38 protein-coding genes are annotated in these 23,671 nt (G+C 48.7%); 9 read left to right on the top strand and 29 right to left on the bottom strand.

The window, feature by feature from the left end:
• Positions 1-4 precede the first annotated feature (4 nt).
• The 29 genes from AYW75_RS07895 to AYW75_RS07765 all read right to left on the bottom strand — a co-directional run bounded on the left by AYW75_RS07895 (position 5) and on the right by AYW75_RS07765 (position 18,099).
• Positions 5-427, bottom strand: a complete 423-nt coding sequence (locus AYW75_RS07895) for a hypothetical protein (protein ID WP_067097946.1) — start codon at positions 425-427, stop codon at positions 5-7.
• A gap of 2 nt (positions 428-429) precedes the next feature.
• Positions 430-1,548, bottom strand: a complete 1,119-nt coding sequence (locus AYW75_RS07890) for a hypothetical protein (RefSeq protein ID WP_067097944.1) — start codon at positions 1,546-1,548, stop codon at positions 430-432.
• A complete protein-coding gene (locus AYW75_RS07885) occupies positions 1,548-2,093 on the bottom strand; it encodes a hypothetical protein (protein WP_067097942.1) in 546 nt (181 codons plus the stop codon). Before AYW75_RS07885 ends, AYW75_RS07890 begins: the two co-directional genes overlap by 1 nt.
• 3 nt (positions 2,094-2,096) lie before the next feature.
• A complete protein-coding gene (locus tag AYW75_RS07880; protein WP_067097937.1) occupies positions 2,097-2,759 on the bottom strand; it encodes a phage adaptor protein in 663 nt (220 codons plus the stop codon).
• Between the two features lie 6 nt (positions 2,760-2,765).
• Positions 2,766-3,155: a hypothetical protein gene (locus AYW75_RS07875; RefSeq protein ID WP_067097935.1), complete on the bottom strand. Its 390-nt coding sequence runs from the start codon at positions 3,153-3,155 to the stop codon at positions 2,766-2,768.
• A 57-nt stretch (positions 3,156-3,212) separates the two neighbouring features.
• Positions 3,213-4,148, bottom strand: coding sequence for a hypothetical protein (locus tag AYW75_RS07870; protein WP_067097932.1), 936 nt, complete (start codon positions 4,146-4,148; stop codon positions 3,213-3,215).
• A gap of 44 nt (positions 4,149-4,192) precedes the next feature.
• Positions 4,193-5,128, bottom strand: a complete 936-nt coding sequence (locus tag AYW75_RS07865) for a hypothetical protein (protein WP_067097929.1) — start codon at positions 5,126-5,128, stop codon at positions 4,193-4,195.
• A 183-nt stretch (positions 5,129-5,311) separates the two neighbouring features.
• Entirely contained in the window at positions 5,312-7,624 is a 2,313-nt protein-coding gene (locus AYW75_RS07860) for a portal protein (protein WP_067097927.1), read from the bottom strand.
• Positions 7,624-7,971: a hypothetical protein gene (locus AYW75_RS07855; RefSeq protein WP_067097924.1), complete on the bottom strand. Its 348-nt coding sequence runs from the start codon at positions 7,969-7,971 to the stop codon at positions 7,624-7,626. The genes AYW75_RS07860 and AYW75_RS07855 overlap by 1 nt, the downstream gene beginning before the upstream one ends.
• Entirely contained in the window at positions 7,971-9,575 is a 1,605-nt protein-coding gene (locus AYW75_RS07850; RefSeq protein ID WP_067097921.1) for a terminase, read from the bottom strand. Before AYW75_RS07850 ends, AYW75_RS07855 begins: the two co-directional genes overlap by 1 nt.
• Complete coding sequence (locus AYW75_RS07845) at positions 9,556-10,140, bottom strand: hypothetical protein (protein ID WP_067097918.1); 585 nt, start codon at positions 10,138-10,140, stop codon at positions 9,556-9,558. The genes AYW75_RS07850 and AYW75_RS07845 overlap by 20 nt, the downstream gene beginning before the upstream one ends.
• 98 nt (positions 10,141-10,238) lie before the next feature.
• Positions 10,239-10,730 carry a hypothetical protein gene (locus tag AYW75_RS07840; RefSeq protein WP_067097916.1) on the bottom strand — a complete coding sequence of 164 codons (492 nt, stop codon included), beginning with the start codon at positions 10,728-10,730 and terminating at the stop codon, positions 10,239-10,241.
• Complete coding sequence (locus AYW75_RS07835) at positions 10,730-11,131, bottom strand: N-acetylmuramoyl-L-alanine amidase (RefSeq protein ID WP_067097914.1); 402 nt, start codon at positions 11,129-11,131, stop codon at positions 10,730-10,732. The genes AYW75_RS07840 and AYW75_RS07835 overlap by 1 nt, the downstream gene beginning before the upstream one ends.
• Positions 11,128-11,448, bottom strand: coding sequence for a hypothetical protein (locus AYW75_RS07830; RefSeq protein ID WP_067097912.1), 321 nt, complete (start codon positions 11,446-11,448; stop codon positions 11,128-11,130). Before AYW75_RS07830 ends, AYW75_RS07835 begins: the two co-directional genes overlap by 4 nt.
• A 347-nt stretch (positions 11,449-11,795) precedes the next feature.
• The gene (locus AYW75_RS07825; RefSeq protein ID WP_067097910.1) at positions 11,796-12,248 is read right to left on the bottom strand and encodes a hypothetical protein; all 453 of its coding nucleotides are present in this window, start codon (positions 12,246-12,248) and stop codon (positions 11,796-11,798) included.
• Positions 12,245-12,406, bottom strand: coding sequence for a hypothetical protein (locus tag AYW75_RS18780; RefSeq protein ID WP_156490829.1), 162 nt, complete (start codon positions 12,404-12,406; stop codon positions 12,245-12,247). Before AYW75_RS18780 ends, AYW75_RS07825 begins: the two co-directional genes overlap by 4 nt.
• Before the next feature lie 126 nt (positions 12,407-12,532).
• Complete coding sequence (locus tag AYW75_RS07820) at positions 12,533-13,408, bottom strand: hypothetical protein (protein WP_067097907.1); 876 nt, start codon at positions 13,406-13,408, stop codon at positions 12,533-12,535.
• Between the two features lie 2 nt (positions 13,409-13,410).
• Complete coding sequence (locus AYW75_RS07815; protein WP_067097904.1) at positions 13,411-13,821, bottom strand: hypothetical protein; 411 nt, start codon at positions 13,819-13,821, stop codon at positions 13,411-13,413.
• A complete protein-coding gene (locus AYW75_RS07810; protein WP_067097900.1) occupies positions 13,818-14,117 on the bottom strand; it encodes a DUF1364 domain-containing protein in 300 nt (99 codons plus the stop codon). The genes AYW75_RS07815 and AYW75_RS07810 overlap by 4 nt, the downstream gene beginning before the upstream one ends.
• Positions 14,114-14,560, bottom strand: coding sequence for a recombination protein NinB (locus tag AYW75_RS07805; protein ID WP_231886166.1), 447 nt, complete (start codon positions 14,558-14,560; stop codon positions 14,114-14,116). The genes AYW75_RS07810 and AYW75_RS07805 overlap by 4 nt, the downstream gene beginning before the upstream one ends.
• A gap of 42 nt (positions 14,561-14,602) precedes the next feature.
• On the bottom strand, positions 14,603-14,956 hold the full coding sequence (locus tag AYW75_RS07800) for a hypothetical protein (protein ID WP_067097897.1): 354 nt from the start codon (positions 14,954-14,956) through the stop codon (positions 14,603-14,605).
• Positions 14,953-15,315 (bottom strand): hypothetical protein, encoded by a 363-nt coding sequence (locus AYW75_RS07795; protein ID WP_067097894.1) that lies wholly within the window; start codon positions 15,313-15,315, stop codon positions 14,953-14,955. The genes AYW75_RS07800 and AYW75_RS07795 overlap by 4 nt, the downstream gene beginning before the upstream one ends.
• A 2-nt stretch (positions 15,316-15,317) precedes the next feature.
• Entirely contained in the window at positions 15,318-15,662 is a 345-nt protein-coding gene (locus AYW75_RS07790) for a hypothetical protein (protein ID WP_067097891.1), read from the bottom strand.
• A 9-nt stretch (positions 15,663-15,671) separates the two neighbouring features.
• Positions 15,672-16,598, bottom strand: coding sequence for a conserved phage C-terminal domain-containing protein (locus AYW75_RS07785; RefSeq protein ID WP_067097888.1), 927 nt, complete (start codon positions 16,596-16,598; stop codon positions 15,672-15,674).
• Positions 16,595-17,122, bottom strand: a complete 528-nt coding sequence (locus AYW75_RS07780; protein WP_067097885.1) for a hypothetical protein — start codon at positions 17,120-17,122, stop codon at positions 16,595-16,597. Before AYW75_RS07780 ends, AYW75_RS07785 begins: the two co-directional genes overlap by 4 nt.
• Positions 17,119-17,265, bottom strand: coding sequence for a hypothetical protein (locus AYW75_RS18775; RefSeq protein WP_156490828.1), 147 nt, complete (start codon positions 17,263-17,265; stop codon positions 17,119-17,121). The genes AYW75_RS07780 and AYW75_RS18775 overlap by 4 nt, the downstream gene beginning before the upstream one ends.
• Positions 17,266-17,368: 103 nt before the next feature.
• Entirely contained in the window at positions 17,369-17,617 is a 249-nt protein-coding gene (locus AYW75_RS07775; protein ID WP_067097883.1) for a hypothetical protein, read from the bottom strand.
• Complete coding sequence (locus tag AYW75_RS07770; RefSeq protein ID WP_067097880.1) at positions 17,607-17,858, bottom strand: hypothetical protein; 252 nt, start codon at positions 17,856-17,858, stop codon at positions 17,607-17,609. The genes AYW75_RS07775 and AYW75_RS07770 overlap by 11 nt, the downstream gene beginning before the upstream one ends.
• A gap of 34 nt (positions 17,859-17,892) precedes the next feature.
• Positions 17,893-18,099, bottom strand: coding sequence for a Cro/CI family transcriptional regulator (locus tag AYW75_RS07765; protein WP_067097878.1), 207 nt, complete (start codon positions 18,097-18,099; stop codon positions 17,893-17,895).
• A gap of 82 nt (positions 18,100-18,181) precedes the next feature.
• Here AYW75_RS07765 and AYW75_RS07760 point away from each other — a divergent pair, with 82 nt between their 5' ends.
• From AYW75_RS07760 to ssb, 9 genes are all read left to right on the top strand, one after another.
• The gene (locus tag AYW75_RS07760; protein WP_067098832.1) at positions 18,182-18,868 is read left to right on the top strand and encodes a S24 family peptidase; all 687 of its coding nucleotides are present in this window, start codon (positions 18,182-18,184) and stop codon (positions 18,866-18,868) included.
• Between the two features lie 331 nt (positions 18,869-19,199).
• On the top strand, positions 19,200-19,442 hold the full coding sequence (locus tag AYW75_RS07755; RefSeq protein WP_067097875.1) for a helix-turn-helix transcriptional regulator: 243 nt from the start codon (positions 19,200-19,202) through the stop codon (positions 19,440-19,442).
• 18 nt (positions 19,443-19,460) lie between these two features.
• Positions 19,461-19,655: a hypothetical protein gene (locus AYW75_RS07750; RefSeq protein ID WP_067097872.1), complete on the top strand. Its 195-nt coding sequence runs from the start codon at positions 19,461-19,463 to the stop codon at positions 19,653-19,655.
• 30 nt (positions 19,656-19,685) lie between these two features.
• On the top strand, positions 19,686-20,510 hold the full coding sequence (locus AYW75_RS07745; protein WP_082856443.1) for a RecT family recombinase: 825 nt from the start codon (positions 19,686-19,688) through the stop codon (positions 20,508-20,510).
• Positions 20,507-22,072 carry a lambda-exonuclease family protein gene (locus AYW75_RS07740; RefSeq protein ID WP_067097869.1) on the top strand — a complete coding sequence of 522 codons (1,566 nt, stop codon included), beginning with the start codon at positions 20,507-20,509 and terminating at the stop codon, positions 22,070-22,072. Before AYW75_RS07745 ends, AYW75_RS07740 begins: the two co-directional genes overlap by 4 nt.
• A 62-nt stretch (positions 22,073-22,134) precedes the next feature.
• Complete coding sequence (gene csrA, locus AYW75_RS07735; RefSeq protein WP_067097866.1) at positions 22,135-22,329, top strand: carbon storage regulator CsrA; 195 nt, start codon at positions 22,135-22,137, stop codon at positions 22,327-22,329.
• On the top strand, positions 22,326-22,538 hold the full coding sequence (locus AYW75_RS07730; RefSeq protein WP_067097863.1) for a hypothetical protein: 213 nt from the start codon (positions 22,326-22,328) through the stop codon (positions 22,536-22,538). The genes csrA and AYW75_RS07730 overlap by 4 nt, the downstream gene beginning before the upstream one ends.
• Entirely contained in the window at positions 22,538-22,942 is a 405-nt protein-coding gene (locus AYW75_RS07725) for a hypothetical protein (RefSeq protein ID WP_067097860.1), read from the top strand. The genes AYW75_RS07730 and AYW75_RS07725 overlap by 1 nt, the downstream gene beginning before the upstream one ends.
• Entirely contained in the window at positions 22,926-23,615 is a 690-nt protein-coding gene (gene ssb, locus AYW75_RS07720; protein ID WP_067097857.1) for a single-stranded DNA-binding protein, read from the top strand. Before AYW75_RS07725 ends, ssb begins: the two co-directional genes overlap by 17 nt.
• Positions 23,616-23,671: the final 56 nt, after the last annotated feature.

Raw genomic sequence — 23,671 nt, 5'->3', positions numbered from 1 at the left:
TTCCTTAGTCGTTCATACTGAAGAACAGATCATCGATTGTCACATTTGCACCTACGCCAGTTACTGTCTTACCGGTGCTATAGTCACGTGCAAGAAGAATGTCGCCTGTGTCATCAGCTGTGGTCGATATTACAGCCCAGCGTAATGTTCCCCAGTCGTCAGCAGTCGTCGTCCACGTCTGATCATCAAGACGCGCCTGAATGCCACCCGTTCCCTCTTCCACAGTCCAGTTAGCAGGGTTAAGTGTAAGGACGGCGTAGCCTGAGCCTGATTGCTCATGCGCAGCAATATCGGTTAGCACTGTGGCTTCGTTAATGCTTGCTTCATCTTTGTATAGACGCAGGTACAGCTGTGTGGGTGTTGCGCCGCCAGCAAAATAAGCCGTCAGCATTTTTGTACGTAGTTCCTTAGAGACTAAATCTGCCATGGTTAAATGTCCTCTGTGGCGATTGTTAAGAAGTATTGAGTTGTGTGATCTGTTAGATACAGCGCACGGGTATTAATCAGTGGATCAATAAGTCCAAGGCCAAGCGGGTTGCTGCTAAGCTCAACAGATGTGCTTAGCTGGCTACCACTGAGCCTTTGAGAGATTTGTAGGTTTCCGCCAATATCGCTTGTTGACGATTGATTTGAGCCAGTAAGAAGTACACTAAGCGCTAGCCCACCACCTAATGTTTGAGTTTCTTTAATTCCACCTGTTAGTGCAGGGATTGTAATTACGCTTCCTTGAATCTCTGAGCTTGAAGTCAGATCGCTTCCTTGAAGTGTGGCACCAAGGCGCATCTCGCCTCCAAGAGCACTGTCCACCATGAACTTAGCGCGTAAATAAACAGTTAAATCACCGCTTATTGCTCCATCCAACGATATTCCGCCAGTTAGCGTCGCCCCTAACCCTAGATTTGCGTCGATACGAGAAGTCGCTGAAACGCCTCCGGAAAGATTTGCGTCGACCCGGTATTTTGCAGATATGTATGTACGCAACTGGAAGCCACCATTTAGCGGCGACACTCTCACTAGCTTGCCTCCTACATATCCATTCCTTTGGATACCACCACCTAAATAGGCGTCAATTCTCTGGTTTCCGCTTCTTACTGATGATGTGGATTGAACGCCATGCTGTAGCCTTGGCTCTGATTTTAACGAACCTCCAATACTGACAAGTCGCATGAATCCCGCATCAACATTCACACTACCAAGTAGGCTTCCACCAACACTCACGCCGCACGAAATACCACCATCCAGCGCATCGCCTCGATACAGATTCGCGCTAAGCTCACTGTTTCTGCTGATCCCACCTTGAAGATTGGCCGTATACGAAATTTTCCCACCAATCACTGAGGTTGAATCGAATCCACCACTTAGCGCAATTGGCACATAAAGCCCCCCGCCTAACGACGTTGAGACCGACATAGGCGCATCGAGTAGTGCATTTATATATAGTCCGGCATCAAAGCTTGTCGTGATACTAAAGCCACCGCCAAGCCACACGCCAAAGCCGCCAGCGCCGTTGATCGGTGTAGCGTTAATCTGTGAGCTGTTTAGTTGCATTAGGTGAACCGTCTAAATTTGACTCGGGTGGTTGTTGATTGGTCGAGTAACGCGTCTTGCTTGCGGTTGAGGTATTGCTGATAAGCCAACACAGCGCCGTTAGGGTCGCTCCACGTCATTCCTGTTTGAGACTTCAGCTTCCATTTCGTATGAAATAGAACGGCATCGATATATCGATTTAAAGCTTCTGGGATTTCTTCTTGCTTGCTACCGAATGGCGGCGCAAGTGCAACTTCCATTGATACTTGGGTGATTTTTTTTGGCGGATCGATGACCACCTCACCCGACTGGATCGGGAAAGGCGAATTGGCATAGTGACTTCCATCCAACCGCTTCACGCTAAACACATGAACCAGCTCCCCACTAGAGTCACCCGCCATATAGCGATTTATACTTGGTATCAAAGCAGTTCGCTCGTTATCACGCCAGCACAGCGTCTGGCGGCAAAACTCGGTGGCTGACTCGCGCATGGCGTCCACTGCTGTTGCGCGAGCAATGCCAGGCAATTCATTTAAGATTGAATTGATTGCGTCTGAATATTTCATTGTTTACCCCGCATTAGGGCTGGTTGCGCGGTCGATCTGTGTCTTTTGACCTAGTGATTGCATGAAAGCTTGGTAATGCATTTGGGCCCGATTGAGATTAGCAGTATGGTCTGCGTCCTTGCTGTAAGCGCGGTAAAGCACATAGTCGACAATGACGGGGGCTAACGTGTCATCGAATCGTATTGAATCATTTGGAATAGCGTTGCTAGCACTGCTGTGAAGGTCCGGCAACGCTGAGTACATAAGCTCAATTTGAGCGCCGGCTTGGGCTGGCGGATAGACATAAAATGTTTTAGGGTCCATTTCATCAAAGATAAAATGCTCAACATCAAGCGTTTGTGGTTCGCGGTGCCACCCTCGACGCGCCGTATCAAGCTGGCGGCGGTCACACACTGTGACGGCTGCACCGCTACTGGACTCTGAAACGCAGCGAACGACATCAATTAGGCGTAAGCCGTTAGCTGGTATCGTCTGCTTCGTCCCTGCTTTAAGCTCAACGTCCATGTTGATCGTGGAGGCTTCTGGCTTGATCTGAATAATGGCCTGATAGCTTTCATTCACCCATTCAATAAGCTCACCATTAGTCCACCGCGTGCCACTGTCAGTAGTCTCTTGTAGCGTGGTTTTAACGCGATTAATCACGTTACCAAGAGTCGTAACAGCCATAGTCTGTTACTCCACTTCTACGATGTGCTTATGCTTAGCTAGCTTCGCGTTATAAGCAAAGGTGCGACCATTTCTAATGTTCTTCAAAAGCCGCTGCTTGGGCTTTTCGACACTGGCTTTTGGTGGCTCCGGCTCGACATTAGGGGTTGCTTGAGGCTCGCTGGCCTCTGCCGTTTTCTGCACTACAACAGGCTCCTGCTCTTGCTCAACTGTTTCTGTAGCGGGCTTAGCTGGTGCTTCTTCCTGCTCAAGATACACCAGCATATTATTACGCTTCGTCGCTGGCTTAGCGTTATGCGCAAAAGTCATGCCGTCCAGCATATCTTTGGCAAATTCATCCAACTGGTCATCTTCCAGTTCATTGATCATGCCGATTAACTCTTGTTTGTTTTCCATGGGATCACCTAAGAATCAGAAATAGAAAAAGGCGACCGAAGTCGCCTTTGTGGAGGGTTAGCCTTTCACTGCGTACAGGTGGCCCATGGCTTTAGGATCGATGACTTCAAAGCCAAAGACGTTCAGGCCACGAATCAAGCTACCGAAATCATTCGGGTTCTTAAGCGTGTCCATTTCTGTCATCTGAGACGCAAACGTCAGCGCTTTTTTGTGCCCAAACATGACGTTCGTCACGTTCTTGGTGTTATCCAGCGTTCTTGACAAGTTGTTGCTTGTGTACACCGTGAAGCGGTCAAGCATACCTAAACGCCCATTTCGCACAGCACTTGTGCTGTCACCCATTGCACTTGCGTCACGAAGGTCGGACTTTTTAAGCATGCCTGCTAGCCATGCTGGTAATACTAGCCAGCGACCCGTCTCAGGCACGTTCTGCTCATCGAGCACAGTACCCATATCAACTACGATATCGAGTACGTTGTCTTTGGTGATTTCCACAGGTGCGCCAGTGGCACCTAAGTTAATGTCACCAGACTCTACGCCTGCCGTTGCGCCGGCATTCATGGCATCCGCATCGGCGTAAGCTTCACTAAGAATCGTGCCGTCAATGGCGATCTTCATCTGCTCGCCACCATCTGTTGACCAGCTATCCATGAGACTTAAGTCAGACTGATGTTTGTCGATGTTATTGATCTTGAAAGCAAAGTACTTCGCACGATCAATCTGTAGCTCTACGCTATCGGACGTCGGTGTGTCGTACTGCAAACCACCACCAATCTCATAGTCGCGCACAACCATTGATGGCACGGTACGGATGACAACCGAGTCGCCCTTACTTTTGATTTCACCTTCATAATCAGTGTTGGCAATTTCGCCGAAGATTGTTGCTTTGTAGAGCTTTTCGATAAGTTTTCCCGACCAAATCTGAGGGGTAAACTTACTAGAGCTATCTGAGCTGTGATCGGGTTGCCCCGCTGCACGTGTTGGACCGGCCATATTTGTTTCCTCTTAACGCCTCACGGCGTGTAATAAGAGCGCTACTATCGAATGCGGCCTTCTGATTGAGCCGCGAAAATATCTTGTTCAAGCGCTTGGGCTTGTTCGTCTAAGTAGCGCCCTTGAGTTTTGTCTTTATAAAATTGATTGATTTCAGCGCCAGACCAGTAACGCTTTTGCTCACCGCTATCTGGGTTGCTGTTGCGTGTTGTGTCTGGTTGCTGCTTGTTTGCGGGGATTTCACGCTTATCAGCTGTGAGCGCTTCAATTTCTTGGAACATGCGAATCACGGTAGCGGCATCAAATCTTCCTGCTGCGGCCTGAATCACATCGTTGCGAATGCGCCCCGTGCTCTGGTCAATGCCAGATAAATAAGCGAGCGCTTCGCGCGAACTTTGCAATTCTTTCCACTTAGGGAAGCGGCTGTTTACTTCCGTCCAGAATGACGCTTCTGTGTGCTCCTGTTTCTCACGCTCGTAGCCGTCTACCTTGGTTTTCAGCTCGGTAAACTCGTTAGGATCGACTGTGGATTGACTGCCAGCGCTTGTTGCAATGAGCTTTTTCAGCACACCGACGAGTTCAGGGCCAACGAGATCAAGTTCATCCTCACTTAAACCTGCATCCAGCTTATCGGCTAACTCAGCGGCTTTGCCGGATTGAGCGCTTGAATTTGCTAGTTGTTGGTTAAGCGATTCGATCTGATCTTTTAAAATGCGGTTCTCCTGCTGGAGTGCCGGCACTTCGTTGTTGTATTTGCCCTGCAACACGTTAAAGCGCTGCTGCCAGTACAGTGAGTCCTTGTCGGGCTCTTGAGTTGATGTCTGTTCTGGGGCTGCTTCGGATTCCATAGAATCGCTCTCAGCCTGACCTTCATCAGCAAATTGGCCTTCTTGCTGATCTGATTCAGGGGTTGAGTACAATTCCGCGTGGAGTGAGTTAGCTGCGTCAATTTGCGCTTGAACGGACTTAGGTGGTGACATTGTAAAATCTCCTGCTGCCTCTCGGCATGATTGAATGTGAGCCTAATTAAAGGGATTCACGGGTGAGCCTTGCGGGATTCACCCATAAAAAAACCGCCTCAGTGGGCGGCTTGTTTATAGGCAATCGGCTATTACGCTTCCTTGCGAATTAGCTCAATTTCATCTTCTAGTGTCTGGTATATGCTAGCTATAAAGGCCAACTCCCCCTGTGTTCTGTGTATTTGAACTGGATCGTGGGCCTTGGTTAACAGCTCCTGCGCTTGCTGGTGCTTGTAAGCCAAGAGTTTGTCTAGGCTCTGCCATGTTGTTGTCTCGCTGTGCGCCGCTTGCGCCAATGCTCTTAGGTCTTTCGATTTCGGCTGGGATAGCTGCTTGCTGGGGTTGCGCATTGCGTGTTATCTCGCTGTAGATTTTTTGAATTTCAGCCACGACTTTCTGCATTTCTGCTGGCACCATCTGCGCTTCGGCGTTTTCCTTCGATGCGCTGGCGGCGATCTTCTCTGCTTCGGCTGATAGCTTTTGAATCTTGACCTCTAGCTCTTTCAGCGCCAGTTGTTGTTCTGGTGATTGCTGTTGAGACTGCTGTTCGATTTGATCCTCTACGCCTTCCGGCACCAATCCATTGATACCGGCACCTGACGCAACGGCACGCAATAGCTCGACTTGGCCTTTTACACCAAGCGCTTTCTGTACAATCTCAGGATTAACGACGGTTTCAAATAGTCGCTGTCGTATGCTGTTTGTACGCTCACGTTGCAGCATGGCACTAGAGCCACGCGGCACGGCCTTGCAGTCGCCTTTAACCGCCGGATCGTTGCTATACAGCATATTGTGCAGCCACATAGCCTCGATCATTGGGCGGATAACGCCTGTATCGATATGCCCAATTGCCGCCTTGATGCCTTTGTTGGCCGACTCCATGAGCATAGACAAGCCCGACGCGGTATTGCCTGCCCCGCCAACCTTCTCATTGCCATACGCATAGCGTGGGATATTCGTTGCATCGTCGGCTTTCTGCTCGAATGTGTTGTAAACGTTGAGCAGTTCAGCAGCGTTACTGGCTGGCTGAAAGAATCGAATAGCAGGGTTATTGCCGCTTCCCATCACGTTATCTTGCTTTGTTCGCCAGATTTTCCATGGATAGATGTCGCTTGCGTCTTCCCCGGGAGCCAAGCGGTCTTGAACAACGTCTACCTGTGGCCCCGAGCTGATCGATAGGTTGTTGACTAAGCTTCGCGCCGATGCGTTACAGACGTCTTGAACGTCAGACATAAGCTCTGGAATTGCGATACCCCAGAAAGAGCCTGGCACAGGCTGAAAGGACGCGGCGCCGAATGGGCGACGCTCTAGCGGATCGTCGTTGATTACGCAGCGGATACAGTGTCGACCAATTAAGATGGCATCTATCTCGTATTCTGCTAGCGGGTCTTGGATTTCACTAGGATCGATACCCCATTGAAGCAGCTGTGTTCCTTGCGCACTGCCCCAATAGTGCAGACCGTCAATAGTGTCAGGCTTAGATAGCTGATCATGATCACGCCCTTCAAGGTGTGCACGCTCTGAATCTTGCCACAGCCATTCGCGTAAACCGCCTTGACCGTATTCACGCAACACGTCCCGCACAGACTCGTCTTCATATCCATCGACACCAATCAATCGCGTTAAATCGCTGCGCGTAAAGCGGAGGCGGTGAAAAAGACAGGAGCCATCATCAATACTCGTAGCATCCGAGCTAGGGTAAATATCGAACGGACTAACGCGGTCAAACTCTGTGCGAATTTCGTATGTTTTAACCGGCTTCCAGCCTTGCGCCCATGTCAGCGTTGGACGTTTACGTAAAATTGGCCCCTTTAAGAATGCTGTTGGGAACTGCGAGAAATCATGGATAAACTCTTTTAACGCGGCTTCCCAGCGACCTTCTGCCAATTGATCCTCAATCAACGCTTCCATTGCCTCGGCGGCTTCCGTTGCTTTCTCGCCCACTTGCTTTTTCAGCATGTCGGACGCTTTCTTTTTCATTTGATCAATGACGGCCTGATCAACTTGCTGCCCCTGCTGGATCATTGGCATCAGCGTTGCAGAGATTTCCTGACTGATCTGCATCATCACGTCTTGCGGCAAATCAGACAGCGGTGTTGGCTCTAGTCCCCATGATTTCTCGCCATCCGGTAGAATGATGTCACACACCCATGAGTAAGCAGCACGTACTTTTGTGGCTGTGATCATCATAAAGATCGCACTGCCGCCGCTTTGTTCAATTGCGGCCATTTTTTCGCGGTCGTATTCGCCCTTAGTGCGGCGCATACAATCCAGCAATCGCAGTTCAACGTCTTGCTTGGCCGTCTTTGCACTATCCCATGCTTTACGAATATGGCCTGCTAGCTGAGTTTCCATTTCAAACGCACGCTCTTGCTCTCGCTGACGTGCGCGCTCTGCTTCCTGCTCTGCTGTCAGTTCATCGTTAGACTGATAGTGTAGTAAGCCAAGGCCTGCCATTAGTGTTTAAGTCCTGCAAAGCGTGTGTTGATGATGTTGCGTTCATGGTTGCGGCGGTATTCTGCTGCACCGTGCGCTTGATTGAGTTCGTTTAGCATGATCTGTAATGAACCGGTGAAGTCGCGCGTTAGCTCTTCTTGCTTAAGCTCGAACTCTGCGCCGAAGTTGCCAACAAGTTCGACTTTCACGGCAATCAATCCTTCTTTGTCGGTGCCTTTCTTGCCGAAATGAATCTGACATTTGCCGATGTTCGGGCGGAATTTAGTCGGCTGCATTACATGACCATCCAGCGTCTGAGCGATTGCTGAGGCTACTTCGTTGAGCGAAGCTGTTTTGTATGTTGCCATTATGTATGTGCTCCCCACCCGCTTTTGCCGCGGCTCGATGCGCTGCCAGCAAAGCCAACAGCCTCAAATATTGGTGCTCGTGCGAGCGTTTCAAATGCTTTGGCCCCGTGTGAGGCCCAGTCGTGTAGCGGCGTTTTCTTGTACGCCCCGAGACGTTCGTCCCATTCTTTTCTGTAGTTATCGAGACACGTGACACCGCGCTCACACGCTGCTTCATCGAACCAGCACTGCGGCAAGAAGCGGCGAACCGCTTCAATGCCCTCTTGGTGGTTACTGATACGCGAGACAATCTCGAACTTGAGTCCGAACTTCATAGCGGTATCAACACGCGAATTGCCCGTCCCAAGCTCACGTACCGCTAAATCATGCGGTCCGTAATGCTGTGCGTATCGGTACGGTTTCGAGTTCACATAGCTGGCGTAGTGTTCTAGACCCTCGCCGCTGTTCTCGTAGTAGTCGATCAGATGAACTTCGCGGCCTACGATCTGAGCGAACCAGATCACCATTGAGTCATTCATTCCCAAGTCCCACGCCGTGATAACAGGCAGTGACTTGTTCCAGTGAACCTTGCTTGTGAGACGTTGCGTGCGTCGAATGTCACGCATCTGCTCTAAGAAATAAGCGCCTTTTGCAGACTGGTTAAACGCTTCATCGGGATAGCTCGGATACTCCCGAGTCATATCATCGCCGAGGTCTTCCGCCTTCTTTGCGTACCACGCCATTTGCGCTTGCGTTACTTTGATGCCCTGCGATGCTTCGAGCGTTTCAAAGTAATTGATCAAGTGTTGCGGTATCACAACACCGTCGGGGTCCAGTTTGTATGTAGGCTCCTGCCACCAGGGGAAAAAATGAAACTGGAAATCGAGCTGCGTTAACTTGGCGTTGCTATCCTTCTTCTTCTGAGCGCTTTGACTGTAATCAAAGAAATATCCCTCGCGGCCTTCTGCTGTACTCTCGAGCGTGATCTGGTTGCCCAAACCGACCGCCTCGAACGCGCCAGTTACAATCTCGCGCGCTTTCTCTGGAAACTGCTTACATATCTTACCGAACTCGGATACATGCAATCGCTGCAACGTACCGCCACGGAATGACGTGGAAACCTTGATCTTTGAGCCGTTCGTAAACGTGTAACCCATAGATCGGTCAGACTCAGGCTTTGGGAACGCTAGGCCGAGCTGTCTGAATATCTCTAACCAAGACTCGCTGATCTTCTCGTACGCGAACCTGATTTTGTTATCGAATATGTCCTGTGCATCTTCCAGCTTGTGACAGATACAGCCGGCGCTAAAATCTTTAATGAAAAGGCAATCGTCCAGCGCATCGATCATTTCGAACGTCGTAAAACCAAGCTGTCGGGCCTTAAGTATTAGGTCCCGACAGTGACGTTCAATGTATCTGCTTTTCTGCGCCTTATTGGGTCTAAAGCGAACTTGAAAGCCGTCTTTGTTCTTGATGTGGTACAGCGAGTTGAGGCGAAACCATTTGTTGCTGAGCGCTTCTAGCAGCTGTCGCTTTGTCTTAAGCTGCCCATTAGCGTGCTGCTTTAAGAATTTTTCACCGCGCCATAGCTCTAGCTTACGGCTCTTACTCGTCTTGGAGGTCATCTGGTGCTACCTCCAAAAGCAGTTCGTCCAGCGTTTTACCCTTCTTATCTTCGCCTTCCTCATCCATATTGTAGGCTTGGCGTTGGATTTTGACTAAGCGATCCAGTGACTGGGTTGCAGAGTTCAAACACTTGCCCACGTACTCAAGTGGAATATCGATCTCAATCGGGTCGCCGTTTGGAGCCTGTACCGTTAATCGTCCAGCATTTAACTGCTCACGCAACTTAGCGCCATACGTTTGTGTAATCTGCAGGTACTCGGCGGCTAGTGATCTGTGAGCGGTAACGACTGCAACAGCATCATTGCTGGCGTAGTCGATAATTTGCGCCTCAGTAAAAGGCTTGCCATCTTCACGCGGTGGAGCTGCTTCAACAGCTTTGTTAGTCAGCTTGGCTTTTGTCGCAGTCTTAACTTGCTTACTTAGGTCGCGTGACCATCCGAACTTAAGCGCCCACTTGCGTATAGCGGCTTCTGAGCAGCCGTGTTTTTCAGCAATTGCGCGTATGCTTAACTGACCGGCTCTGTAGTCGGCCTCAATCGCTTCGTGATCGTATTTTTTTGCCATAGTCTTCTTAAAGCCTCTCAAGAAAGCGTCCCGTATCCCTACGAGGCGCAGACTTGATAAACCTTTGATCTTTGATAAGTGGAGTTTATTTACATTAGCTAGCCGGGATCGTGCTTCCGGCCGCTGCTGAACATGCCTTGCATCAGCGGAGCCACGTTTTTAATGGCACGCTCGCCAAACAGGAAGCCTAATACAAGGAAGTTAATAACTATTAGCGCCTGTTCTTGTCGATCCGATAGGTTCATCCATGCGGTGAACCACATGAAATCGAGGTACATCGTTGCAAAGCCCCAGACGGGGCGCTGTAGGCCACGCATAAACACGACGATTCGACCTAGAAACGGGAATGCTTGCAGGTCGCTCGCGGTTCCTTCTAACAAAGCAACACGTTCTGTTAACTGCTTCTCTGCCTCGTTCGCCGCTTGCTGCGCTTGCATATCGATCTCGTGTTGAATTTGCTTCATCTTGAGTTCGAACTGTGCGCGTTCCGCTTCGGACATATCAGGCGGGAAATACTCTTTAGCTGTGTCGATGGCTTTATCAATCACGCCGCCGGTCACGCCACTAAAGATGTTTGAAAATAGGCTCATTAGTCAATCCTCTTGGCTTTCACGCCAGTCCACCACTCGCTTACATCGAAGTTGGGGCAAGTCTTGTGCTCGTTAAGGTCACGATGACCAAGCACCTCTGCATCTGGATATTCGCTAGTAAGCGATAACACCAAGCCCTCAAGCGAGCGCCATTGTTCGTTCGTGAACTGGTCGCGACCGATTAGGCAGATGCCAATGGAATCTTTGTTGTAAGGATCAGCGTGAGCACCTTGCCAGTAATGAGGGCGACCATTCTGCACATCACCATCAACACAAATCACATGGTGATAGCCAATGCCATCCCAGCCGCGTTCGCGGTGCCAACGGTGAATGTCTTCCGCTGTATCTGCTCGGAAGTTTGGCGAATCAGAGCAATGGATTACGATGCGGGTGATGCTCATAATGGAAAAAACCTCGCAGCAACACCCACAACCACAGACACCACAGCTGCTACGATCGTAACGACTTTCCAAGTGCCAGCCATGTATGAAGTTTGAGTAAGCGCATTACGCTCAACAGTGCGAATGCGCTCTTCGTGATCATCGATATGCTTACCGAGTCGACGCATTCCGTCATCGTGGCTTACGTTGCGCTCTTCAATGCGAGCGACTAACGCAGTCATCTTAGAGACTGACGACGCAATCTCATTAGTAGCGGCGGTAAGCTGCGTGAACTGCTGTCGCATCTCTTGACGCAGGACAGTAATATCATCAGCCATAAATAGAGGTTCCATGTTGTGCCCAAGCTTCACAGCAGGGCGTTCGGACAGTAGCGCTTCACAGCGCGAGAAATAAAAAAGCCGCTGGACGAATTAACGAACAGCGGCCAAGAGCATGCCAGCTCACAAAATCAATAGTCATATAACGCTAACTTGCTCACTAAAGGGGCGCGAACCCTACCTAATCCCTGCCTCACTAGGCCTCTTCATGCGGGATACGTCGAAATCACATGCACACAAACTAAACCCCAGAAACGCAAAAACCCGCACTAAGCGGGTTCTGGACGGAAAAATGGAGTATGTGAATTAGGTTAGTTTTTAGTAACCAATGTGTCAAGCAATAAAATTTATGGTCCGGTAATGCAACTGCTACCAAGCGCAAGCACTGTCTTAACAAGCGATCCAAAAGCATCCTTACCTTGCTGAATTGCTGTGTCTTTTGCTATATCGACCAGTTGATCACCAATTGTTTCAGTTGAGTGCAAGCTGTCAGGAATTGCACCAAGAGCCACAAAGCCCTTATTTGTGAGCCTACAATCAGAAAAGTCTAACTGGCTTAATTTATTGGGCTCGCCTTTGATATACCCCTCTTCAATAAGCCATGCTATAGAGCGATTAACAAGCATGGCATGACCTTCAAGTTGGTAAATGACAAATACATCAACTTCCGTTTTATATTTATCTAAGTCTTCATGAGTAAACTCAGAAATTTGGAGCGTGATTTCATTCGGAAACTCTGAGTATAGCTTAGCGAAAATTTTACCGACCGCTTCATTAAATTGATCTATGTTTCTACTCAATGCGCTTTCTCCTTAGCTAGCTTGCGCAACCGATCTTGCAGCTCTTCTATGCGCTCGGCAACGATATGCTGTTTGTTATGCGGGATCTTTGAAATGTCTTCAAATGTGATGGTCTGCAGTACGTGCAGAAGCTGAGCAATAAATTGCTGTTGATTCATATGTTCCTCCGTGAACTGAATGTAGATCAATGAGTTTAACTAGCGAGGTATTAAGAATCTACGACAAGAATCAAAAAGTACGCAGCTGTGCGCAAAAAATACGCGCACAGCAAATGCGCACTCAAGTTAATGCTTGAGTGCTGCAATTGGCCCCAGCGCTTGGCTTGCTAAGTCGCCTAGCGCATCAATCATGCGCTCATAAACATCTGACCAGTCTCGTTTCCAGTGCTGCTTATGCCCACCAATGCGCCACGCTAGATAATCATCGGTGTAAAGCGGCCCTACTGGCACCACAGCTTCGCGCTCTTTATCGCCAGCGCTGAATAAGTACGCCTGATCACGGTGAGCAAAGTCACGCATAGCCAGATCAGCTAGAATATACAGCCTCCCTTCTTTGGTCATATCTTCCGTGACGGCGCTTACTAATGCTTTTGCTGTGTCTGGCGCAATACTGGGTTGAATGGCAATGAATTGACGCACTTGGTTACGAATCATCGTGATCACGTCTTGCCACATCTGACGTATTTTGTTCTTTGGCTTCGCCATTGCGCTGGCTAATACGCAATCCAAAGGCTGTTGCTGCCGCCCTTCTTCGCGCGCTCGCTCGTATTTAAGGATTTGGATGATTAGGACCGACACAGCACTTGTATTGCGCGCGTAGTGCTCTGGAAACTGTTTTTTAACTTGCTCTGCGATCAGCTGCATGAATTGGTTCTGCTTCTTGTATGTTGGCATGACTTCGGCTCTTGGTGCCCAGCAATACAGGGCTAGTTGTTGTAAGTGTTGTGGCAATTGAGAAACGACGTGCTGCACCTTACCCGCCATTACTTGATGTTGGATTTTGGACATATTGGACGCAGGGCCGCGAGTCTCCGTCTCATTCATCACTTGCTTTTGTCGCAGTATGTTTGTGTTCGATCGCTGTAGTTCTAAAACAGCATCGTTCGAGCTGCGAATGTAGTATGCGTCGTGGATCATTTGGCGAGCGGATAGATACAACATATTCAGTTCTCCAATATTTCGGTAATGGTCACGACAGTAGACGCCGCTTTACGAGTTGATTTGTGCTGACGAATAACGGGGCATTCAATGATGCAGCTCGGGTTATCGTCTTCTATGAGCCCAAGACCCAGTGGATTGGTTTTCGTGCAGACAACGAGCGTGTCTAGTAGCGGTTTAAGTCCTCCCATCACACCATCCCAATCCGCCAACGCTGTGGAATAGCGGTCTATTTCGATTTTGCATCGTTTATAGGGACTAAGGCGGGTGATACCCTCCTTCTCTAACGCAGCACGCACGCTCCAACACAGTGCTTTGTGATACTCACGGCGTTTTTTCCAGTGCATCCGTTGCCACTTATTCAGTAGGATCGTAGGCTCTGTTAACGTGAAATTGATTTCTCTTCCGTAATTCATGCGACCTTGATTAACCCCTGTTCTAATAGTTTGGCCTGCGTCTCTTCCACTGCATCGAGCACATATTGTGCTTTAGTCCCTCTATCCATCGTCATGCTGTGCCCATCAATCGCCATGTGACACGAATCGCAAGCGTATACAGCAAAAGTGTCGTGGCATTTGATCGACATACCGCGATTACGGCCGACATGCGCGAGCACAGTGGTTTCAGGATTGAAGTTGCACACACCAGGTATCCGTAGTGCGCAGTCTTGGCCGCGCGCACTGTTGCGTATTTTCTTGCTGACAACCTTCATGCTACTAACCCCAGCTCTTCGTAATACTTCATAACGGGATCGCTCCAACGAACACCGCGTTCAGCGCCAAACGCCTGAATTAACTCAAGTAGATCGGCAAACTCTTCTTTGCTCATGTTTCTAGTGCGAGTGCCTAGCACAACAAAACCTCCATCGATACCACGTACGGCCTTTTGCTTTTTAAGTGCGGCGGTAAAGATATGCTTCCAGTCTTCCGGCTCCAACATTTCACCAAACCACTCCACTTGAAGCGCCACATCATTCAGGATCGCCCACAGCTTGGCGTTTTGGCTGTTGCTGCGCTTGCGGCGACCAAGGCGAACAACGACGGGACCACCTTTGATGCCTTTGTACACGGCTTCCCATGTCATATTCATCTTGGTTTTCAAGTCATCTATGCCGCTAATATCAATTTCTAACTCTGGCTTTGCTGCTCTGCTCATACTTCCACCGTGATTTGTATCGTAATGACCCACAACGTGCGGTCACTGCGCCTCCCCTGAGTCCCTATGCCCTAAAAATATGTCGGAAACATACACAGGAAAAAATTCGTCCAGCCCAATCAGCGCCAATTCAATTGGCTCACCGCTTTGTGTCTGCGGGACAATCACCACATTCACACCAAACAAAGAATTTGGTAGTGGCTTATCTGGATCGGTTCGTTCAAATCGCTGAAAAGCATTCAAGATGTCTCGACTAAAGCGCTCTGCGACCTTAAACAACAGCCCCCTATTCAAAACGTTATGGTTGGCCTTTACTTGATGCAGCTTGTCATAAGCAGCATGGACTAAAGCAATTGTCTTTTTGTCGCGGCCTCTTGGTTGCGGATTAGGTATCACGCTTCCCCCTTATCGATCAGGTCCATAACACGGTCGCTCGGCCACCACTCGCGGCACTGGCGACCGCTAATGTCGCATTTGCGCGTCTCTTCCTTTGGTCCCTGTACCGCTTGTTTGGCTGTCACCAATTCAGGCAAGCGGCGCGCAATCATGTAGCGATCTTCACCGTACATCGCTGCCAGCTCTCGACTTGTAACGCCTCGGTTACGCTTGACAACACCACGCTTGTAAGCGTCCTCAAGGAATCCAGCCACAAGGCTTTGTTGCACATGACGTGAACCGTTTTCGTTGATCTCGTCGGCGGCTAGGTGTGAGCCAATTGGATCAGTTGAACGGGCCGCAGGTGTCTGAATGATCATGCTTAGTCACTCCCGCAGCTGCTTGAGCTGCTAGAACTTGATGAAGATGAACTGCCAAAGTCACTTGAGCCGCTGTAGCTATGGCTGGCGCCACATAAGGAGCGTGGTTTGAGAATTACCGGGTCAGATGCCAAGATAGAGCCCATTGCTTGCGCTGGATTGCGTCTATCTACCGTTTCTTCATGCCATGGGTAACCTTGATTTAAGCTGTTGATTGCATGTTGCTGACGTACCATACGTGGACGCTCTTCACGCTTACGGCGATCTTCCTCTTCGTAGCGGCGTTGTTCGGCACGCAATCGCTCTAGTCGCTTCGCTCGAATGTTGAAAGGCCAAATATTAATCATAATTTCTCCTTACCAGTCGGTGTCGTGGATGTCGGTCAGTGCATCGCTGACTTGCTCGCGATTGCTCTGTGGTTTCTGGTGTCCAGCTGGTGCGTATTGCTGCCCTGCTGGCTGCGTTGGAATTCCATTTGGAATTTGATTTATTCCAGCTGGGACGATCGCCGCGTTCACGTAGCTATCGAAGTTGTCTGAGCTAAAAAGGGTTTTTGGTCGCAGGTACTGGTTCATCTTCGGGTCGTGTAGCCACACAGCCACCTTGCGGTCGATCACTCCACGAAAGTCGTCAAGAGTGAATCCTTCCTTGATTCGAGCGTTGATAAATCCAAGGTTGTTCTTGGTGAACTGAAAGCGTTTGCCCGCCTTAAAATTCAGGTAGGAAATAACCTGCTCGGGAATACTCGGCTCGTCGGGTTTCCCGACAATAGGTTTATTTATATTTTCTTTAGGTTTTTCTTCTTTCTTTTGTGGGGGTTGTTCGCCACACGTTTTTGTGTCGGATTCAACACTTTCATGTGTAGAAATTGACACATTTTTGTGTTGCTTTGGTCCGTCTTTTTTCGGTCTTTCAACACTTAAAAGCCAATCGGTAATGACAGGATTTGGACCGATATGTGGTCCCTTTTTAACCACTAATAGCCGTTTCTTAAGAGTGCTAATATCTTTTCGTATATTGCTTTCACACCCTTCATAGTCAATTATCTTGGCGATCTGCTCGGGTGACACCCAGTCAGATTTCTTTTGGTATCCGTACGTCTTGCGCACGATAGCCAAAAATACGCGCATCTGGCGAGGAGTAATATCTACGCGACACAACGCCTCCAATAGCGTATTGGCTAGGCGCGTATATCCCTCGTCGCAATCTGCCACGATTCGCACCTCTTTGGTTTCGGGTTCTGGCCTCTCTGGTGTGGGGAAGCTGATTACTTGAGCGCTCATGCTTCACCTTCCGACTTCTGTATGAGCGCCATTAGATCGACAGGAGAAATGACAACAGGACAAACAAGTGATTCAAGATGGTCTGTGCCATCCCCCATCCACAACCAACACTCTTCGTTGTTAAACCCAAAGAATTGTCTGCTTCGTAATCTGGCCAACTCTTTATCACGGCTACGTACTTCGGAGGCCAACAACTCTACTTGACGCAAAGTCTTACTAATATCGAAGTAAGAAAGGCTGCATTCAGATGAGTCGATAGGTGCCATTGATGAGCTCCAGTAACAGTCAATTGCATCAGTCGCATTTTTCATGCTGGTGAAGCGATGATTAGCAAGCCAGCGCTTATCCTGTATGCAGCTCTTTGCTTCTAAATCCATAGAGGGAAAAGTATCGTTGCTAAGACACCTTCCAAGCCCATCTCTAACAGCAAGAAAGCGCTTATCATCTTCCACTCTTGTGACTTCGATCTTTAGACCTGTTTTTGAGCAGGACCATGCTGTCGGTTCAAACTGCGTCTTACTCATGCCACCTTCTCCATTGCCTCAATGACCAAAAGCTCATTGCTGACCCAACCATTCACACGAAAAACGGCACCACACGGCACCCAGAACATTAAAAAGCGCGATACGCGCTGAACTAACTTGAAAAACATTTTAAATACGCTCATAATTTGAACACTCTAATGGTGAATATTTTTACCAACTCCAAAAAAAGCCCCGCCGCCAAGTTGGGCTTTTTTTTCGCCTGGCGTTTACTCGCTTCTAGTCCCTCTAGTGAGTTACAAAGAAATCGCTGTGCGTTCTCTCTTTATCTTCACTACGGTTTTCCTTGATCCTTTTTAGAAGGTCCTTTAGATCAATTTCTTCAGGGACTTCTAGGGCATCCTCAATAATCAGCTCTAAGGCGTCTGTTGGCTCTACTCCAAGACTAGTTGCCAGCATTTCAAGCTTTAATGACCTGTCTTTGTTGAGCAGCACTAACTCGCACTGCTCTATTTTTTGGATCTCTTTAAATGGCATTGCGTCCCTCGCGAGCATCGTAAATTGACGCTAATATCTGTAAGTCGTATTGGGGCGATGACATTTGATCAATCATCATTTCTGTTAAAGCGCGAACGAGCTCAGACTTCTTAACTTGCTCACCTCCATCAAGATCCGTGAGCTTGGCGGCAAGCTCTAAAATCTGAGCGTTTCGGCCTTGGGTGAAACGAATACGAAACTCTTTGTTGTGATGCAGTTCTTCGGGTTTTTTAGCTGGCATGGCTATGTTTCCTGTTTGGGTTATTGTTTTTTGGTTAGGCCGCTTCTGTGTCGGCTTGTAGTTTCTTTTTGTACAGCTCGGGGTTGTACTTGAGTTGATTGTTGGTCATCAGGGATAAGCGCATAGCCTGCTTCTCTGGAATCAACTCAGGCCATTGTGAGACTGCTCCAGATGTAATGCCCAAAGCGGTCCAAACAGCGGTTGCGGTTTTGAAATGTTTGATCACATCTGATTTAAACATCTTAGAATTCTCAACATTTATCTTAATTAAATAAGATTTTATGCTTATGAAAGTAAGTGAGTCAAGGTTTAGTATTCTAAGAATGGAAACTTCAGATCGTATTCGTCAGCGGCTCAAAGAACTTGGCCTAAAGAGCGTTGATATATCAAAGGCCACAAGCATCTCGAGCGGAGGGGTTAGTCATTGGCTAAATGGCAACTCAAGCCCTAGGGGTGAAAATCTTCTTAAGCTATCAAAGCTACTTCAATGCAATCCTGAGTGGTTGTTGACAGGCAAAGGCACAATAAGCGATCTGCACCCAGACCTTGAAAGAGCTGACATTTATGAGAATGGCGACCCTCCAGCCCACCATGAAGCTCTTGTTCCGTTTTTCGAGGAGATTCAATTGGCAGCAGGAGCAGGCTTAGCAAGCATTTTTGACAGTACAACCGAGAAAGCACGCATAAACCTTGATGTGCTCTCTACTCAGGGAGTTCCAGCGGGTGCGGTGGTTTCATGCCGTGTATCTGGTGACTCGATGGAAAGCAAAATATCTGACGGTGCCAAAATTTTCATAGATACCAGGTCAACCAAGATTACGGACGGAAAGATATACGCCCTAGAGTACGGAGGCTTACTGAGAGTTAAGTACCTGTATCGTCTTCCGTTTAACGGTATTCGCATCCGATCGGAAAACTCTACAGACTACCCTGACGAAGACTTAAGCGCAGAAGACGCTAAACATGTAAGGATTATTGGTAGAGTATTTTGGCAAGAATCGGCCTTGTAGCGCCGTACCACCCCTTTCTTTTCTAAAGCCGCCCACTCGAGGCGGTTTTTTTTCGCCCGCAATTTATTGATTTTCTTAGACTATTAAAATTAATTCTTACTTTTCTAAACTTTATCGTTGACCAAATAAATCTTAATAAACTAAGATTATTGTCATCGAAGCGGCGAACCGCTCCAGCAAAGACCACCAAGCGTAAGCAAATCCCGTAGGTGCGAGCTGTGACCGAATCCCCCTCTGTGGACTCATGGGGATAGGTGTGACGGGCATGTTTAACCATGTTTTTCCGAGTACGCATTCCATGAGTGTGTAGCCGGAAACAATAGGAGGACTTATGTCGGAACAATCAACTAAGCCAACTCGACTGATACGAATGCCAGAAGTAACGGATCGCACAGGTCTTAAGAAGTCTGCCATTTACGCTCGAATCGCCAAAGGCGAATTTCCTAAACAAATCCCTTTGGGCACAGCAAGAAATGGCATATCCGTTCAAACCGCTTGGATCGAGTCAGAAGTTGAAGCTTGGATTCAAAGCACAATCGCAGCCGCACGCAACGAAACCGTGCTGACTGCATAACCACTGGAGGCACCAGCCATGATAGACGCAGTACTAAACGGCTTTAGCTTTGAGTTTCTATTTCTCTGCGGCGTCATTGTTGGCCTCTGTTGGCTGATCTTAGCGGCGTGGTGTATGGCCGTGACAATCGCAGCCGGAATAGCAATTCACCAAAAGCGAAGCGTTCGCAAAGCAATCAAGCCATATATCGATGAATTCATCGGTAGATATTAAACATTTTTATAGGGACGAAAGGAGACGACCATGCAGGCTCACCCGTCAAACCAAGTGGCAGCCATGCCACACCAGAAACAATCACCATTCGCTGTAATGGCGTCGCGACTTGATCTCGATGAAGGTGAAATTCAAAACCTAATGGTCAACACGCTCATGAAAGCAAAGGGGCAAGGCCAGAAGGTAACAAACGAAGAGCTCGTAACGTTCTTAGCGGTTTGCAATGAATACAGCCTAAACCCTCTTACCAAAGAGATTTACGCATTCAACAATCGCGGTGCCATTCAGCCGATTGTGTCGATTGATGGCTGGCTAAAGATCATCAACGGTCACCCACAGTTCGATGGAATGGAGTTTGTAGATAACCAGAATAACGGTGATCTGGTTTCCGTCACTTGCAAGATTTATCGCAAGGATCGCACGCGCCCTACTGAGGTCACTGAATACATGGCCGAGTGCAAAGACGCTTCCGGCAAGTCTCAGCCATGGAAGCAGTGGCCTGCTCGAATGCTTCGCCATAAGGCCACCATACAGGCGGCTCGTTACGCGTTTGGTTTGTCTGGTTTTGTTGACCCCGATGAGTCAGAGCGAATCAAGGCGGCGATCAAAGCTGAGGAAGAAGAAGCAAAGAGTAAAGAAAAAGATGTAACACCTCCGCTTCAGCAAATCCATCAGACAACACTAGAAACCTATCCAGATGACCGCTTTCAAAAGAGCTTTAGCGGCTGGGAGCTAGCAGTACAAGAAGGCGCCAAAACGCCTGAAGACATTATCACCATGATTTCTTCTAAATGGTCGCTAACCGAAGACCAGAAGCAAACCATCCTAAGCATCCCTAAAGGAGTAGCACAATGAAACTAGTCAACCTAATTCAAGGCACACAAGAATGGCATGATTTTCGTGCTACTAAATTCACGGCGTCAGACGCTGCCGCAATGCTTGGCTTGTCACCATATAAGACGCGCACACAATTGCTAGACGAGAAAGCAACTGGCTATACAGAAGAAGTTACGCCAGCTAAGCAAGCGCTTTTTGATAAAGGTCACGCTGCTGAGGCCGCCGCCCGTGAAATCCTAGAGGAAGACAGCGGTTATGAATTTTACCCTGTTACGGGTGTCAGTGAAGAGTACGACCGCATGGCGGCATCATTTGACGGCCAGACATTCAATGAAACCAGCATCTTTGAGCATAAGCTTTGGAATCAAAAACTAGCCGACTTTATCGCAGAGCACGAAGACCTACCCGAAACGCATTGGCCTCAAGTTGAGCACCAGCTGTATGTTTCTGGCTCTTGCCTATGCGCGTTCATCGTTTCAGATGGCACAAAAGATAATTGGATAGAACTTGAGTACGAAAGCAAACCAGAACGTATGCAAGCGGTCATTGATGCTTGGCGTCAGTTTGAAATTGATCTAGCAACCCACAAACCCGCAGAAAAGAAAGCGCCGGTGGTTGCCGATCTTATCAAAGACCTTCCAGCGATTAACTTCAACCTTGATAAGCAGGCTCTAACGATCACCAGCAACATTGAGCTTTACAAGCAGCAGGCGCAAGAGTTGGTCGAGCAAAGCAAGAAGAAGCTTGAAACAGACCAAGAGTTTGCTAACGCCGAAAGTCGCAACAAGATTTTCAAGCAAGCAGAATCCGGCATTGATAGCGCAATCAGCTCTGTACAGGGCCAGATCGAAGACGTTGATATGTTCATCAAAGATTTGAAGAGCATCCAAGAACTGATCCGACAAGCGCGCTTGAACTCTGAGAAACAAGTTAAGTTCCGCAAGGACGAGATCAAGAAAGACCTGATTGTAAAAGGTAAGGAAAAGCTTAACAGCTACATTGCCGAGCAATCCGAAGCACTTGAGATTCCATTGCCAGCGTTTAACGCTGATTTTGCTGGAGCGCTTAAAGGTAAGCGTACTATTGATTCTTGCAATAACGCCATTGAAGCAGAATTAACCCGAGCCAAAGCAGACGTTCAAGCGGTTTACCTTCGCGCCAAAGACAACAAGGCGCTAGCTAAGCGTGAGCTAGGTGCTGACTTGGTTGCGGCGCTGCTTCCCGATCTGGTTCAGCTTGTGCTGAAAGAGAAAGACGACTTTGCCATGACTGTTAAGGCTCGCCTAAGTGACTATAAGGCACGTCAGGAAGAGCAAGCCCGTTTAGCTGAGTTAGAAGCACAGGCCGAAGAGCAACGCCATCAGCAAGAGCAAGCACTTGATCATGCTCCGGCATTCACGCCAGCACCGAGCAATGTGGTTCAGCATCAACCGAAGCGTAATGCCAATAAAGCAATACCAGGCACTTTGGGATATGACCTTGCTGTTTTCGCTCTGAAAAACAATCTAGGCGATGAGCTACACCAGCAGCTAGAAGCCATCGTCGGTAAATATATTTCCCTACAGGCTAAAGCGGCCTAACGAATTCGGAGTGAGCAGCTAGCTCACTCCCCCACTTTTCATAAATTAGAAGGAATTTAAACATGCTTCTTTTGACAAGACGTACCGGAGAAACCCTTTGCATTGGTGAAGGCGAAAACAAAATTGATGCCATGGTGCTAGGTATCAAAGGAAACCAAGTGCGCATCGGCATCACCGCCCCGAAAGATGTATCTGTTCACCGCGAAGAAATCTACCTTCGCATTCAAGCAGAGCAAGCCACTCAGGAGGTCGCATGATCAGCAGCGAAAACATCCCGACTAAGCAACGCAAACTGCAAGAACAGATAGCCGCTCAAACAGCGGCTTTTTTGAAGGCTGGCGGCAAGATCAAAACAGCTCAAGTTCAGCAAGGCCGCGATGATAAAGCGAAGCACGGCGGTTTCACCATTAACGGCGCTTTAGGCAATCGCTTGAAGCGCTCAACCAAAGCTAAGAAGGTGCAGTAATGGGAAGACAGCTTAAACCTGATTGGCAAGATGAAGCAGATGACTTCGATATTACCTTCAGAGATCAGGGTTGCACCTGCTTTCTCGCGCCACCTTGCTCTTACTGCCTTCATCCTGGCAACCCCCTGAATCTTGAGGAAACAGAGGAGGCTTGGGAGGTGGTAGAAGAAAATCCGTCCAAAAAGAAAATTCTAGTTTCTGGATCGCTTGTGGGTCGAGCAAGTACCGCCCTAGCGCTAATGAGCTTAATGGACGCAAAGGCGCAACTGGTATTAGCACCTAAGCGCCATAACGCATTCAGCTACACACCGCCATTCCATAACGCTCACCTACGGGCCAAACCACTACCAAAGCTTAAACGCTGCAAAAAAACGGGGTACATAACCAATGGCACGCGGAATTAATAAAGTCATTTTGATAGGAAATGCGGGAGCCGATGCCGAGGTGCGTTACATGCCCTCTGGCGCAGCGGTCGCAAATGTGAACCTTGCCACATCAGAAAGCTGGCGTGATAAGCAGACAGGAGAAATGCAAGAGCGTACTGAATGGCATCGTGTGGCGTTCATGGATCGTGGCAACTTCCGTCTAGGTCAGATCGCTGGTGACTTTATCAAGAAAGGCTTGAAAGTATACGTTGAAGGCTCACTACGCACCCGAGAGTGGGAGAAAGACGGCGTTAAGCGCTACACCACAGAGATCATCGCCAACGAAATGCAATTACTGGACGGTCGACAAGACGACCAGCAAGGGCAACAGGGCCAAGGCAGTTACGGTGGACAGCAAGCGCCACAACAAGGTGGCTACGGTGGCCCGCAAGGTGGACAAGGTTACGGCCAGCAAGCGCCGCAACAGCAGCAAGGCGGTGGATATGGTCAGCCTCAGTCGTTCGGTTCTTGGGGTAACGCTCCACAACAAAGCGGTTACGCTGACCAAAGTGGAGGGACGCAAAGCCGTGGTCCAGCACCACAGCAACAGCAACGCCCAATGTCACAGCAAGCATCGCCGCAGCAAGGTCCATCGTTTGACGACTTCGACGATGACATACCTTTTAACCAAGTCGGCAGTGGACGACGTTAAATAATTCACTGATCCATAACAGCCATGAAGGGCCGCGAGCGCAGCCAGCCGTAGAC

The sequence above is a fragment of the Marinomonas atlantica genome, from assembly GCF_001639725.1.
Taxonomy (GTDB): Bacteria; Pseudomonadota; Gammaproteobacteria; order Pseudomonadales; family Marinomonadaceae; genus Marinomonas; species Marinomonas atlantica.
Note: the sequence above shows the minus strand (reverse complement) of the source record. Positions and strands in the feature narration are given on the sequence as shown.